Annotated in this window: 12 protein-coding genes; 8 read left to right on the top strand and 4 right to left on the bottom strand. The window is 32.4% G+C overall.

Annotated elements, in window-relative coordinates; all coding sequences use genetic code 11:
• Nucleotides 1-349: 349 nt before the first annotated feature.
• Together BLW23_RS12620 and BLW23_RS12615 are read right to left on the bottom strand one after the other, a co-directional pair.
• Nucleotides 350-1,984: a restriction endonuclease subunit S gene (locus BLW23_RS12620; RefSeq protein WP_093670377.1), complete on the bottom strand. Its 1,635-nt coding sequence runs from the start codon at nt 1,982-1,984 to the stop codon at nt 350-352.
• A complete protein-coding gene (locus BLW23_RS12615) occupies nt 1,984-4,806 on the bottom strand; it encodes a type I restriction endonuclease subunit R (protein ID WP_093670375.1) in 2,823 nt (940 codons plus the stop codon). The genes BLW23_RS12620 and BLW23_RS12615 overlap by 1 nt, the downstream gene beginning before the upstream one ends.
• A 682-nt stretch (nt 4,807-5,488) precedes the next feature.
• Between BLW23_RS12615 and BLW23_RS23255 the strand changes: the two genes are divergently transcribed.
• Genes BLW23_RS23255 through BLW23_RS12605 form a run of 3 tightly spaced genes read left to right on the top strand, consistent with a single transcriptional unit; the run spans nt 5,489 to nt 6,643 of the window.
• Nucleotides 5,489-5,662 (top strand): hypothetical protein, encoded by a 174-nt coding sequence (locus tag BLW23_RS23255; protein WP_176829818.1) that lies wholly within the window; start codon nt 5,489-5,491, stop codon nt 5,660-5,662.
• A gap of 49 nt (nt 5,663-5,711) precedes the next feature.
• Nucleotides 5,712-6,425 carry a hypothetical protein gene (locus BLW23_RS12610; protein ID WP_143032170.1) on the top strand — a complete coding sequence of 238 codons (714 nt, stop codon included), beginning with the start codon at nt 5,712-5,714 and terminating at the stop codon, nt 6,423-6,425.
• Between the two features lie 2 nt (nt 6,426-6,427).
• Nucleotides 6,428-6,643, top strand: coding sequence for a hypothetical protein (locus BLW23_RS12605; RefSeq protein WP_093670371.1), 216 nt, complete (start codon nt 6,428-6,430; stop codon nt 6,641-6,643).
• On the opposite strand, the gene BLW23_RS12600 is transcribed toward BLW23_RS12605, so the two are convergent.
• On the bottom strand, nt 6,635-7,048 hold the full coding sequence (locus BLW23_RS12600) for a hypothetical protein (protein WP_093670369.1): 414 nt from the start codon (nt 7,046-7,048) through the stop codon (nt 6,635-6,637). The genes BLW23_RS12605 and BLW23_RS12600 overlap by 9 nt on opposite strands.
• Before the next feature lie 1,386 nt (nt 7,049-8,434).
• On the opposite strand from BLW23_RS12600, the gene BLW23_RS12595 reads away from it, so the two are divergent.
• From BLW23_RS12595 to gwsS, 5 genes are all read left to right on the top strand, one after another.
• Nucleotides 8,435-8,629, top strand: a complete 195-nt coding sequence (locus BLW23_RS12595; RefSeq protein ID WP_093670367.1) for a hypothetical protein — start codon at nt 8,435-8,437, stop codon at nt 8,627-8,629.
• Between the two features lie 13 nt (nt 8,630-8,642).
• Nucleotides 8,643-8,828, top strand: coding sequence for a hypothetical protein (locus BLW23_RS12590; protein ID WP_093670365.1), 186 nt, complete (start codon nt 8,643-8,645; stop codon nt 8,826-8,828).
• A 45-nt stretch (nt 8,829-8,873) separates the two neighbouring features.
• On the top strand, nt 8,874-9,398 hold the full coding sequence (locus BLW23_RS12585) for a hypothetical protein (protein WP_093670363.1): 525 nt from the start codon (nt 8,874-8,876) through the stop codon (nt 9,396-9,398).
• Entirely contained in the window at nt 9,379-10,341 is a 963-nt protein-coding gene (locus BLW23_RS12580) for an ATP-grasp domain-containing protein (protein ID WP_093670361.1), read from the top strand. Before BLW23_RS12585 ends, BLW23_RS12580 begins: the two co-directional genes overlap by 20 nt.
• Before the next feature lie 137 nt (nt 10,342-10,478).
• Nucleotides 10,479-11,579 carry a grasp-with-spasm system SPASM domain peptide maturase gene (gene gwsS / locus BLW23_RS12575; RefSeq protein ID WP_093670359.1) on the top strand — a complete coding sequence of 367 codons (1,101 nt, stop codon included), beginning with the start codon at nt 10,479-10,481 and terminating at the stop codon, nt 11,577-11,579.
• 290 nt (nt 11,580-11,869) lie between these two features.
• Here gwsS and BLW23_RS12570 read toward each other — a convergent pair whose 3' ends face one another.
• A complete protein-coding gene (locus BLW23_RS12570; RefSeq protein WP_093670357.1) occupies nt 11,870-13,804 on the bottom strand; it encodes a S9 family peptidase in 1,935 nt (644 codons plus the stop codon).
• Between the last annotated feature and the right edge of the window lie 513 nt (nt 13,805-14,317).

Below are 14,317 nucleotides of genomic sequence, written 5' to 3'. Positions count from 1 at the left end.
TACTCCGTTTCTCTTCGTAAAATCACTCGAACTGACATTCGTCACCGTCATTGCGAGGTACGAAGCAATCTTTGTATTGATGAAGAGATTATTTTATTTGTCTTTATTTCTCTTTGTAACATCGTTGTTATCAACTTTTATTTATGTTATTTTCTTTTTCCATTGATGAAAAAGAAACAAAAAATCTAGTCTTAACCACACTTCTCTCAAAAATAATTATCCTCGAACCTAAATTAAAAGAACTCGCTTTAGCTCAAACAGCTTTTAATTTTAACGGCTCTTGCGGTGTTATTTTTGGATTATCTGTTTATGACCTCAGCTTATATATTGTTTTTCTATTCATAGTTGTTTAATGTTTTGCTACTCTTTTTTTGGGTTTCTTTTTTACGGTTGTTTTTTTGGGAGCTTCTTTTGCTGCTTTTTCTGCCTTAATTTTTTCCAACAACACGCTGGCAGGCTCATAGTTGGGGTCTGCTTTACAGGCTGCTATTTCTTGCGGTGTTAACAAAGTACCCTCAAAGGCTTTTTTTAAAATACTTTGGCGTAATGCCTTGGCTTTTTGTAAACTGGTAACAATGCTTTCTTCCAATTTATCACATACCGATAAACGGCTTTCTATTTCTTTAACGATTTGGTGTTGTTCCTTAATAGTTAAAAAGGGAATTGGATATGATTTCAACACCTTCATGTTTAAGAAAGGTTGCGCTGTTTGAGAAGCGATATTCTTTAGTTTATACTTTTGAAAATAGATATAATACTGAAGCATTTTTGGTAGATATACATTAGAATCTAATCTAATTCTACAGCTCCCTGTCGTAGATAACATTCCTTCTGGCTCCTTATCTGGATAAATACAGCAATCACCTATCGTAGCCCCAACTTTAGCTATTAGGACATCACCACTTAAAATATTATGCCTTATTAATTTCCTAAACTTTTCTTTAACTATGTATCTAAGATTTTTAGAAATATACTTAAGAGGTCTAATATTTACCATTCTAATAACTGGTACCCCTTCCTTTTTATAATCTTCCGCCACATTGATTGACGAACCAAAAGGACCATCAACAATGCTGTTAGGTCTATTATCAGAAATAAATGCTAAATGTTGTATATTCCAACTTTTTGGAGTTTTAAATAAAGAAGCTATATCATCAAGAATTTTTATTTTGAAATCTAAGTTAGTTGGTTTACTGGGTTTTTTAGGTTTTTCACTCTCTTTCCCTTTTTCTTCCCAAACTTTAATTGCGTTTTTCCAATCGTCAATTTGTTTTTCGTAATGCTTTTCTCGTTCTTCTTGTATTTGTACTAGCAATTCATCAGCAGTAGGTAAATCTGTTTTTTTCTCCCTCCATTCTTTGGTTAACTCCCCCTCAAACGCTTTTTTAAGCACTGCTTGGCGGTATATTTTTAATTGCTCTTGGGCTTTGGTTAAACTTTCCACACTATGATCTAAACTGCTCAATAAGCCTTCTATTTTTTTTACAATGGCTTGTTGTTCGGGTAATGGTGCTAAAGGAAAAAGAATTTTATTTAAGTTCTTTCTAGAAATTCTTTTTCTCGTTGTACCGCTTTTTAGTTTGTCTATCTCACTTCTTATACTAGGACTATTTATTAAATGTAATAAATATTTAGAGTTTATTGAACATGCATTAGGTCTTAATACAGCAACGTCCACAGCTGTTATATAAGATTCTTTTTTATCTAAAGGAAAAATAGTAGCCCTACCTAATGGTTCTGGCATTCTTGCAATCAAAATATCTCCATAATTCAGAAAAAGACAATTCATCTTTCTCGCTCTGTCTATAGTAAGTTTTTTATTCGATTTGTCTCTGAAGTTTCCATCTCCAATATCAGCTAATTGTATTAGCCTAACTTCTCCATTGACATCTTGATCTTTCTTTTCTACCCAATCTCCATCTGAGAAAACTCCATTATAAGAAATAAAGTTTTCTAAAATAGATTCAGTCCAATCTTCTTTCATTATGCAGCCAATATATTATTTAGTTCGTTCATAATTTCATTCATTTGGTTGCCAAAAAGTTGGTGCATTTTGCCACGGCCGCCTTGGGCATCAAAAGGTGTATAGTCTAAATCATCCACCTCAATATGGTAACTGTTTTTAATATGCTCTTTAATTAGACGTAACCAGTCTACCTGCTCAGGCGTAAAACGGTTGTGTTGCCCTGCATTTTGTTGAAACATCCAGGTTTTAAAATTATCATCCACCACCTTGTCATAGGCTTTTAATTGGGTATCAATACCGCATACTCTGCGTAGTAAAGACACTAAAATGGTTAATTCTTTTAAAGGTTGTTCTCCTTTTACGGTTTCCAACTGTGTATAGGCATCCCAAACGTGCTGTGGCGCCAGCAAAGGCTTGTCTGCTTTTAGCTTGTCCAACACTTCTTTTAGCATGGCAAAAGTAACGTTTCTGCGGTTATGGGGTTGGTTATAGTAAATATTTAAGGCTGTTATTTCGTCTTTATGGGTTTCTACATAGCTTTTAAAATCGTTAACTATCTCATTCGCATTGCTTATAGAGGTAGTGTCCCATTCGCTCTTGGTTACCGTATCAATATTAATATGGTCAATAATTTGTTCGTTTTGTTTGCGTACTTCTTCTATATAGGTACAAAACTCTCCTGTAAAATTGCTTGCTGCTTTTGTTAACAACTCTTGCTGCACTTTCTGTCGGGTTTGGGTATATAGGGCAGGAGTGTGGTCTTCCCTTGGAATTTTTGTTATGATGGCTTCCGTGGCATCGTTTAAAACATCAGGGTCGTAGGCAGTTAATAGTTCCTTGGCTATTAACGGAATGGTTTTACCCGTAAGGCTTATAATTTTTTCCTTTTCAGCGGTACTTATTTGTTTTTCCAAACGTAAGAGTCGGTTGGCGAGTGACAAAAACAAATCTTCATCGGTTACGCCCATTTTAACGGCATCTAAAAGGGCTTTAAAGCCAATGGTTGGTTTTCGTTCTAAAGAACGACTGGTGGTTTTTTTAGATTTGGTGGCTCCCACGGCATCTACAATAATAAAGTGGGTTTTGCTTTTTGCTGCTTTGGTAACCATTTGCAAACTATCGCTATCAATGGTGCGAGTACCACGCCCTTTCATTTGCTCAAAATAGTTTTTACTTTTTACATCACGCATAAAAAGCAGTACTTCTAAGGCTTTTACATCGGTACCCGTAGCCACCATATCTACCGTAACAGCGATTCGAGGTTCGTACCTAATTCTAAAACGGTTTAATACCGATTTTGGATCTTCTTTACTTTTATACGTAAGTTTTTTACAAAAATCGTCGCCTTCGTTAAACTCATCACGAATAATTTTGATAATATCATCGGCATGGCTATCGGTTTTGGCAAATACCAAGGTTTTGGGTACTTCATAGATCCCGTCTTTATCAAAACGTTTCGGAAATAAAGTGGTTTGTAATACCTTTTTGTATTCTTTGATAATATTACGGATTTGACTTGGGTTTACTACCTTTTTGTCTAAATCGTTTCTTTTGTAATCAGTATCTTCATCCTCCTGTTGCCATCTATTTTTACGGGTTAATTTATCACGTCGGTCTACAAACCAACCTGATTGTATAACCGCTCCTTTTTTAGAAATGTCGGTTTCAATGGTATATACCTGATAATCTACATTTACCCCATCAATTACCGATTCTTCTAAGGTATATTCACTTACCACATTTTCTTCAAAAAAACCGAAAGTTCGGTTATCGGGTGTGGCGGTTAACCCAATTAAAAAAGCATCAAAATAATCGAGCACTTGTTTCCATAGATTATAAATAGAGCGGTGGCACTCGTCAATAATTACAAAATCAAAGCTTTCAATGGGTACGTTAGGAGTATAAGCAACTGGTACAGCTTCTTTTTTATTTAGTTGTTGCTGCATCCATGTATTTTCTTCGGTAGGTGCCAACTCATTGGTTTCGTCTAATTCTTCACCTTTTAATATGGAATATAATCGCTGTATGGTAGAAATACATACATGACTGTTGGGTGCTATATAATTGGAGTTTAGACGTTGTACGTTGTATAATTCGGTAAACTTTCGATTGTCGTCCGTAGGTTGATAGCTTAAAAACTCCTGCTCGGCTTGTTCTCCTAAGTTTTTAGTATCTACCAAAAATAAAATACGATTGGCTTTGGCATGCTTTAATAAACGATAGCTAAAGGTAGCAGCGGTAAAGGTTTTACCTGCACCTGTTGCCATTTGTATCAGCGCTTTTTGCTTGTTGTTTTTAAAGGAGGTTTCTAAATTACGTATGGCAGTTACCTGTGCTTTTCGCAATCCTTCGGGTGATAACTCTGGTAATTCCTGTAAACGTTGGCGCAAAGAGCTACCTTGTTTTAAAGAATGCGCTAAGGTTTCTGGTTTATGAAAGCTAAAGATGCGTCTGCCCTTCGGTTTTGGGTCTCTAATATCTCTAAACCTGGTAATAGTACCCGTACTTTCATATACAAAGGGTTTTTCATTGGTTAAAAGAAAAGAACCTATTTTGATACCTTCTTTGGCATATCTAATCGATTGGTCTTCTGCTGCGGTTAAACGGTGTCCTTCTTCTTCTTTTTTGGCTTCTATTACACCAACAGGATTTCGGTTTATGTACAATACGTAGTCTGCCGAACCTGAAACGGTATTGGTTTCTCGTAAGGCAATTCCTGTACCTGCGGATAAATTGATGTTTTCTTTGGATTGTACTAACCAGCCCGCTTCGTGTAACATTGCATCTATAATATCACGTGCTTTCTGCTCGGGGGTTTGATTTGCAGTAGTTTGTGTCATTTCTTTTTTCTTGATCGTGCTTTACAGCCTTGTATACTGTTGTAAAGCCCAAATTAGTGGATTTTTTGGTAATATTCAAATGAATGTAAGGAATTGGAAAATAGGAAACATAGAAGCTAACAAAATTCTAAACAAATGAACTTTGTTTGTTTTGTGTGAGTTTTGAATTTTGAGTGTTGAGTGTTGAGTTGTGAATTGATAATTCAATTTGATATTTAGACTTCTCGATACAAAATTATTTTTCATTTTATTACAAATAATTTTACTCGAAGTGACACAGAGAAAGCGTGTTTGATGGTGGTTTCGAAGGAGTGGTAATTTTGAATTGTGAGTTTTGAATTATGAGTTTTTAGTTTTGAAGGTTTAGTGTTGAGTGTTGAGTGTTGAATGTTGAATGTTGGGTGTTGAGTTTTGAGTTTTGAATTTTGAGTTGTGGGTTGTGAGTTTTGAGTTTTTTTCGACTTTCGCCTTTGGACTTTGAGCTTTGGATTCTAGACTAAATCTAGGGAAAACCCTGAGTAATTTTCTAGGGGAATTGTGTATTGTTTTTGGTTAAAAATAGGGTTATGTTTGGCTCTTTTACAACTGATAACAACTTTAAAACCAAGCTTAAGACCTCTGCTTAAATTCAACTAAACCGCTATATTTACGTTAGTATTAATTTTGATAAACTAACGTAATCATGAAAAAAATAGTTGGAATTATAGTAATCATTGGTATTGTGGGATTTTTTAGTAGTTGTACTGATACTAGTTTAGAACAAATAGAGCAGAATGAACAACAAGAAATACAATTCGTTGATCCAGGAGACGACGGAACAGAAGATCCCGATCCACAAGAAGACGGCTCTGAATAATAAAGTAAAAAGTATTTTATTAGGCATAGGAGCATTTTTAATGGTTGCTATGTCTTTATTTCACGCCCCTTTTCAACGATACTCTGATTCATATTTAAAACATTATAAAACTTATGATAAAATAATCGCTGAGCGAAATTTTATCCAAGACTCTTTGCTTAATGAGTTAGGTGTGACATTGACAATAGATGAGTATAAAATTAAAAGAAATGAATACAGGAAATTAGCCCAAGAAAAATTAAAGGTTTACAGTAAAAGAAAGAAATCCCTTTATAAAGAACATTCTTTTTTAGGAAGGGCTAGTTTTAAATTTTGGTTGTTTGTTTTTGGTTTGGTTTTGCTTGGGTTGTACTTTTCAGTTAAATCGTTGATTGACGACTATAAAAGAACTTTAAAAACAGGACATGAAATAATTTCTATTGTTGGTATTGGTGTTTCGTTTTTTTGGTTGTATCATCTTTTCTTTCAAACAGCAAACGATTTTTATACAGAAGTATACCTTGGTTTTAAAGCGATAATTTGCGTAGCTATCGCCTTTTTTATAGCGCAATTAATCAAATACTTTACCAAAAAACAGGGTGTTATACATACGCTTATCAATTTGATTTTAAGAATTAAGAGAAAGCATTATCGAAAAATGACTGTTAATGCTTTGTATGCTGAAAAACATGATAAATCAATTGATTCGATTGAAAGTGTAAAACAGCAAGCTGATGAATTGGATAAGGATATAAAAGATACTTTAAATAAAATTGCTATTTAACCATGGGATTAAAGAGGGTAACCGATAAACTTAGAAGATTGTTTCAGAGAAAGTCCAAGTCTCTTCTTACGGTTGAGCAACAAAGGTATGTGAATGAGGAAACAATTAAAGAAGCTGAGAAAGAGCTAGAAAAATTAAAAAATGAAGAAGATAAGGCGAGAGCAAAGGTAATTGAAGGATTGAATGATATATTTAATGATTTACCTCATTTACTTTAATACATCTTTATTTCTTTCAAGTAAACTCTTAATTTTCTCAATTTCTTCGCTTAAGGTATTGTATTGGTCAATGTTTTTAACTGTATTTATAGCATTGATTAGATTTTCAAGTTTTCCGCTGTTATTTATTAGCTTTATATTAACGGTTAGAAACGAAATTATTTCGTCGATACTGAATTTAACTCCTTCTTTTTCATAAAAGATATTACTTTCACTCAAATGAGCGCTGGTTTGTTGGCTATTAATAATTGACAATAGTTTTTCTTGTCTTAGTTTAGAAAATGTTTTCTTATTCATAGCCATTCTAAAGGTGTCACCACTAACACTTATCAGCTCTCCTAAATCATTATATGTTAATGATTTTTCTTTTTTGTATTGCTTGAGTTTTTCGTAAAAATCTGTCATGGTATAAACTAAAAACGAAAATAAAAGAAATTATTTCGATTAAAAACGAAATTAATTCTTATATTTGCTACATACTCAAACAAATATAGATAAATTAGTGCAACTAGCCGTACAAAGTTTGTACAGTTACGGGTATACTATAAAGAAAACAGAAAGTGAATATGAAACCAACTTGCCTATGATAAACTTTACGTTAAAAAATTAATACTGTATTAATACCATTTACAAATTGAAATTACCGTAATAAAACGCCCTTTTTTCCCTTTCTTCTTTATTAGAAAAAAGAACCATAAGCTAAGGCTATGCTCAATTTTTAAAACTTGAATAAAGAAAAAAACCATCATTTTCTTTTACATTAATTTCAAATCATAACTGGTATAAGTACAAAACATTATCAAATTACTTATTGGCAGAAGTGAGTAGTGCCTTAATTATTAAGGCTAGGGGATATTTATGTTTTAAAACTAAATTGGTTAGGCGCAAAGATGAAGGGCTTTGTAGTTAAACTAGTTGAACACCATTTAGATTTTAATTGCAGGGCGATATCCAAGGGCTTAATTCCCTGGTGCTTGCCTCGAAATATAAATTATGAATCCAACAGATACCCTGTATGCTTTCATCGGGGAGTTCATTGAAGACATAATACTAAATGGTGGTTGTTTTCCCTGACAAGGTCAACCTTTGGTGCGTGAATCGGTTAAGACGTACCACTGTGTTGACTCATACTATTTGAATTTTGAGTGTTTAATGTTTAATGTTGAATGTTGAATTGTGAGTTTTGAGTGTTGAATTTTTTATTCCTTGACACTTTGGACTTTGGACTTTGAGTTTTGAGTGTTGAGTTGTGAATTGATAATTCAATTTGATATTTAGACTTCTCGATACAAAATTATTTTTCATTTTATTACAAATAATTTTACTCGAAGTGAGACAGAGAAAGCGTGTTTGATGGTGGTTTCGAAGGAGTGGTAATTTTGAATTTTGAATTTTGAATTGTGAGTTTTGAGTTTTGAGCGATGAATGTTGGGTGTTGGGTGTTGAGGGTTGAATGTTGAGTTTTTTATTCTTTTCGACTTTTGACTTTTGACTTTGGGCTCTAGACTAAATTTAGGGAAATCCCTTAGTGTTTTTTAGGGGTAGTAGGTATTGTTTTGTTTCTAGGAATCAATTAGTTTTGGTAGTCTATGAAGATGATTATCCCCTAAATAAATGCTAGTTATCCCGTTCTATTTGATAATAATTTTGCAGTTTGAGTCTTTTCTTAACAATATAGTATATAAATGAAAAATATTTGTGGCGCTACAGATAGATAGGTGGAAACTGAAAAACCTTTTAACAGAGTAGGTATAAAACCAGTAGCTTAAAACTACTTTAAATTTTCAAAATATGAAAAGAATATCAATATTTAAAAACGAAAGTCTTAACAAAGAAGCAATGCATCTTGTTTTTGGAGGTAGGGGTCCGAGAGGAACTAAATGGACACTTCAAGATGGTTCTGAAACCTGCGATACTCATGATGACACCAATGATAATGGAACATTAGACGCAGGAGAGTGTATAACATATCATAAATGTAATTAAAAGAGAATTTATAATGAAAAGTATAAGAGATTATAATCAGAATGAGATTATCAAAGATACCTCTAACATCTTTGGAGGTACAAAGATAATTCCAACCGAAACTAGTGTTACAGGAGGTTGTGGCGATACATTATATGACCATGATGAAGATGGTAAAATATCTAATGGAGACGAACTTTGTTTTAATGTATGTGTATAATTAATTATGGGACAACAGTATTGTTGTCCCTTTAAAAACTAAAAAATGAAAAATATTTTTTTTTACCCAATGTTATTAATGCTTGTAATACTAAGTTCCTGTGCAAGTCAAAAAGAAACTTTAAACAAAGAAGCACTATCAAGACAAATTAAACAAATGGTAGATGCTGATCAAAAAAACAGATTATTACTTGATGAACTCAGAAAAAGTAATTTACCCAAAGAAGTTTTCAAAAGAAAACGAGATTCCATTTGGAAAGTTCAGTTACCTATGGATGAACAAAATACGATAGAACTTATTGCGATTACAAAAAAACATGGATTTCCAAACACTGAATTTTTAGAAAAGCCGATAGGTGCTTGGGTTATTTTTCAGCATACCCCAGAAAAGTATAAGGCAGAGGTAAAACAGCTTTTAATTAAAGAAATAAACACAGGGCGTATGCCTGCCATTGAAGGTTCAATGATTATGTGGCACTTACACGGCAGAAACGGAATTCCTTGGGGAATAAGAGATATGGGAGTCATTGTCAAAGACCTAAGAACAAAAAATGATACTATTAATAAGTAGTAAAAAAGACATTACTACACATATCGTTATCCAATGGTTAAAGAAATACAATGCTGATTTTCTTTTCATTAAAACGGAAGATATAAGTAGCTTAAATTCTTTTTCTATTGACAATACTTCTGAAAAACTCACCATAAATAATGTTGATTTTTCTACTATAAATGTAGTATGGCACAGGAGAGGGAGATTAAAGTTCCTTGACAGCAGCACATTAAATAACCGTAATTTGTTTTTATATCTTAAAAGAGAAGAAGATTCAGTTATTAAGTCTCTGGAAAATTTTCAACGATCTACGTCTAAAGCTTATATCGGTTCTTACATTAAGGAAGTTGAAAATTTTAAATTAGATCATTTAATTCTAGCAAAAAAATGTGGGTTCAAAATACCTAAAACTCTAGTTACAACATCTAAAAAAGAGTTGCTTCACTTTAAACTAGAAAATAAAAAGATAATTACAAAAGACCTCAGATATCCAGTCAATGTGCAAATAACAAAAGATACATACCTTTCTTCCAAAGGAACTTTATTAATTGATAATTCAGATATTGAATTATTAGATGATAGTTTTATGCCAATTTTTGTGCAAGGGTATATTGATAAACTATTCGAAATAAGAGTGTTTTTCTATGAAAATACTTTGTTTCCTATGGCTATCTTTTCCCAAGAAGACGAAAAAACTGCGATTGACTATAGGAACTATAATGATGAAAAGCCCAACAGATGCGTTCCTTTTAAGTTACCAAATGAAGTAAAAAACCAAATATTAGAGTTTAGTAAAAGATCGAGTATAAATACTGGTTCTATTGATTTAATTTACTCGTCAGAAGAAGAATTTGTCTTTTTAGAAATAAATCCAATGGGACAATTGGATTGGCTCTCAAAAAATTGTAATTATTATATTGAAAAAGAAATCGCAACAAGCTTAATATTAAAAAATGCCTAATAACAATAAAAAATTACCGCTAACACTTCAAAAATGTAATGTTCTGAAATTAAACAAGAATCAATCATCGACTAAAAAAAAGAGTCGTTCATTTTTTTTTAGTTTTTACAAACCGATATCAAAAATTGACTTAATTGATGAATCTTAATCTACACAAACCTTTTAAATTGTTTTCTAATTGTATACCTGTTAAGGGCGCAAATCGAAGCGTTATTTGTGATTTACAACGTAATATTTTAAAACTGATACCAAATGATTTATTTGAAATTTTGGAAAATCAAGAAGGAAAGAGTATTGATGCCATTATGAAAATATACAATAATGAGTATGATGATATAATTGAAGAATATTTTATTTTTTTACTTGAAAATGATTTTATTTTCTTTACGAATACTACCGAATGGTTTCCTAAGTTAGAGATTAAATGGGACTCCGAATCGACCGTCACAAATGCTATTTTAGAGGTAAATAAGAAAACTAATTATGATTTGATGAAAGTTGTAAAAGAACTTGAAGAATTGAATTGCTATCACTTTGAAATTCGATTTTATGATAAAATAGACATTGAAGATATTAATTCATTTTTGACGTTTTTGGATACATCAAATTCAACCATTTCCTCTATTGATTATATTTTTCCTTTTTATGAAGGGGTAACAACTAGTAAAATAAACAAAGATATCACCCAAAATAAAAGGGTGTCATCTGTTAGGGTTTTTGGTTCTCCTGCAAACGAAATCATTCCTTATAAAATAGAAGAAAATTATTTTGGAAAATTAATTTACACAAAAAAAACGCTCAAAAATAATTCATGTTGCGGAACCATTTCAGAAACATTTTTTCCTGTAAACATGAACACCTTCATGGAAAGCAAACTTTACAACTCATGCCTAAACAGAAAAATAAGTATTGATATAGATGGTAAAATTAGAAATTGCCCCAGTATGGAAAAGAGCTTTGGAAATATAATGAACGTGAAGCTAAAAGAGGTAATTAAAAGTAAAGAGTTAACCGAAAAATGGGCAATTACAAAGGATCAAATAGAAACATGTAAAGTATGTGAATTTAGGTATGTCTGTACCGATTGTAGAGCGTATATTGAAAAACCGGATGATATATATTCTAAACCACTCAAATGTGGATACGATCCTTATTCAAACGAATGGACTGTTTGGAGTACAAATCCTTTAAAACAGAAGGCTATCAAATATTATAATAATTTAATCGCAGGGCGATAGCCAAGGGTTTAATTTCCCGAGGCTTGCCTCGAAATATAAAATTATGAATTCAACAGATACCCCGTATGCTTGCATCGGGGTAGTTCATTACCCTTCAGTGATTTTATTTTGTAAGTTAAGATTTCGAATACTTGTCTGATCTTTATAATTGTGCGTTGAAAGCATAGACTGTTGATCTATAAGGAGTTTTAAAATAGGAGAATATAGCTAAAAAAAGAACCCTTCCTGTGTTATAGAAAGGGTTCATGGAAATATAGATTTTTCTTAAATGAAATAACAACTAAAAATCATTAAGCTTTAATCTTTGTAGGTTTTTCTTCGGTTGTTTTAACCTCTTTTTTTAAATGTGTATCTAAAAATTTAAGTATTCTACTGTAGGCTTCTATTTGATTTTCCTTTTTAACGAAACCATGTCCTTCATCTTCAAACAATACATACTCAACTGGAACACCATTTTTTCTAACTCCTTCAACGATTTCATCAGATTCTACTTGCAATACTCTCGGGTCTTGTGAACCCTGTAATACAATTAGAGGCTTCGTTACTTTGTCGGTATGAAATAATGGAGAAATACGCTTTAATCGAACGGAATCTTTAGAAAAAGGGTCGCCAAGTTCCAAGTATAACGACTTTCTGAAGGACTCCCAATAAGGAGGAATACTTTTCAAGGTACGAATCCAGTTGGTAACTCCAAATAAGTTAACCCCTAAATCAAATTCTTCTGGAGCATAAGTTAAAGCGGCCATAGTCATATAACCTCCATAAGAACCACCAATAATTCCGATATGCTCACCATCGATTTCAGATTGTTCTGCTAACCAATTCTTGCCTTCTACACAATCCTTTAAATCTTTTTCGCCATGGTTTAAATCGTCCATTTGGAAAAAGGTTTTTCCATAACCACTACTCCCTCTGTTATTTACTGCTAAAACAGCATACCCATGATTAACCATATATTGGATCAAAGAGCTAAAACCTTGTCTGGTTTGCCCTCCAGGACCTCCATGCACCCAAACCATTGCCGGAACTTTATTTTCTATGGAAGCCTGATGAGGAAGGTAATAAATGGCAGGTATAATGGTGCCATCAAACGATTCAAAACGAACAACTTTAGCCGTCACTAAATCGTCTGAATTGATCTCATTATTTAACACGTTTGTTAGACGATGTTTTTCTTTTGTTTTTAAATTATAACTATATAAGTTTGAAGGTGAATTTGAACCACCAACATACATTCTCATCCAAGACTCATCAGTACTAAATCTTACACTTGTAATACTTTTATTTCCGAAGTCAGGTAATTCAATTGGCTTCATGGTTTTTGCATCTAAAACGTCGATAACATTTTTACCGTCGTCATTAATATATATGATCATATATTTGCCTTTGGAAGTGATGCGCATTCCAGAGATGTCCCATGATTTTTGATAAACCATTTTCTTTTCTCTAGTTTTAATATCATACGACATTAAATAGGCAAACTCAGAATTATCGTCTGTAGTGTAATAGAATGTCGAGTTGTCTTTTGAAAAAGCCTGTGCAGAGTTCGCACTTTGCTTGTCATTTACTTTAATCTTCTCTTTTGTTTCATTATTAAAAAGAAATAAATCACTATCGTTGGTATTCAATGACTTTGACAAAGCATAATATTTTTCATTGTCAGAAATATCGGATAAGCTTAACCCACTATCATCCTGATATATCATTTCAGTAGTGTAGTTTTTTAGAGACATCTTATAAACATCGAAGTATTTAGGATTTCTTTTATTGGATCCGAAATAGAGATGTTCTTTACTTTCTGACCATCCATAAAAACTAGACCTGGCTCCTTTGTAAGGAGTAATATCGTTTACTGCTCCATCGAGTTCTCTGACAAACAAATGATTAATTTCATCGCCATTTCCGTCCGCGCTTAATAACATTCGATCATCTTTAGGGAAATATGAAACCGCATTAATTGATGTGCTATCAGAACTAGTAATGGCTGACATTTCACCACCTTGTGAAGGAACTGTATAAACATTATATATTCCAGATCGATTACTAGAAATAAGAAGTTTACTATTATCTTTTGAAAAACTTCCACCTCCTACAGCTTCATTGTCCATAAATTGACCGATGGTGTATTGTTTAATTTTTTTGGAGACCTTATTTTTAGTAGAGCTATTTTCTTTACACGAAAGAATAGCTATTAGAATTGAGAGTCCTAAAAGTTTTGTTTTCATTATTATAAAGGTTTTAAGGTTTGTTCAGTTTTTATCAATTTCAAGAATATAGCCCGCTTTTTTGGTAACCATTTGGTTTATAGTGAATTATTAATGCAAGGTTAATGATTCATTTACTTTTTGGTTAACAGTGGGTTATATATTTATGTGAATTTGCATATTATGTAATATTTGATTAGTTAATACCATTTGTAATTTGAAATTACCGCAATAAAACGTTCTTTTTTCCTTTCCATTTCGGAATAAAAAGAAACCGTAGCTATGGCTATGCTTTAATTTTCTTCTTTATCTAAAGAAAAAAATCTTCATTTTCTATTACGTTAATTTCAAACACCAACTGGTATGAGCAGAAATTAGCTACATAAAAAATTATGTAGCTTTTTTTGGATTCTTATGTAAACAATGATCTACTCTTAAATACTGAATATATAAATTGGGTAAATACAGTTTGATATCAATTCACAATAGTTTTCAGTTTTGACGTAGTAGTTTGTAATCATATACAAAGAACTT

This window comes from Tenacibaculum sp. MAR_2009_124, from assembly GCF_900105455.1.
In the GTDB taxonomy this organism is placed as follows: domain Bacteria; phylum Bacteroidota; class Bacteroidia; order Flavobacteriales; family Flavobacteriaceae; genus Polaribacter.
Note: the sequence above shows the minus strand (reverse complement) of the source record. Positions and strands in the feature narration are given on the sequence as shown.

Excerpts from the sequence above, each read along its gene's own strand:
- BLW23_RS12620 (WP_093670377.1), bottom strand. The coding sequence starts at position 1,984 with ATGAAAGAAGATTGGACTGAATCTATTTTAGAAAACTTTATTTCTTAT.
- BLW23_RS12615 (WP_093670375.1), bottom strand. The coding sequence starts at position 4,806 with ATGACACAAACTACTGCAAATCAAACCCCCGAGCAGAAAGCACGTGAT.
- BLW23_RS23255 (WP_176829818.1), top strand. The coding sequence starts at position 5,489 with ATGAAAAAAATAGTTGGAATTATAGTAATCATTGGTATTGTGGGATTT.
- BLW23_RS12610 (WP_143032170.1), top strand. The coding sequence starts at position 5,712 with ATGTCTTTATTTCACGCCCCTTTTCAACGATACTCTGATTCATATTTA.
- BLW23_RS12605 (WP_093670371.1), top strand. The coding sequence starts at position 6,428 with ATGGGATTAAAGAGGGTAACCGATAAACTTAGAAGATTGTTTCAGAGA.
- BLW23_RS12600 (WP_093670369.1), bottom strand. The coding sequence starts at position 7,048 with ATGACAGATTTTTACGAAAAACTCAAGCAATACAAAAAAGAAAAATCA.
- BLW23_RS12595 (WP_093670367.1), top strand. The coding sequence starts at position 8,435 with ATGAAAAGAATATCAATATTTAAAAACGAAAGTCTTAACAAAGAAGCA.
- BLW23_RS12590 (WP_093670365.1), top strand. The coding sequence starts at position 8,643 with ATGAAAAGTATAAGAGATTATAATCAGAATGAGATTATCAAAGATACC.
- BLW23_RS12585 (WP_093670363.1), top strand. The coding sequence starts at position 8,874 with ATGAAAAATATTTTTTTTTACCCAATGTTATTAATGCTTGTAATACTA.
- BLW23_RS12580 (WP_093670361.1), top strand. The coding sequence starts at position 9,379 with ATGATACTATTAATAAGTAGTAAAAAAGACATTACTACACATATCGTT.
- gwsS (WP_093670359.1), top strand. The coding sequence starts at position 10,479 with ATGAATCTTAATCTACACAAACCTTTTAAATTGTTTTCTAATTGTATA.
- BLW23_RS12570 (WP_093670357.1), bottom strand. The coding sequence starts at position 13,804 with ATGAAAACAAAACTTTTAGGACTCTCAATTCTAATAGCTATTCTTTCG.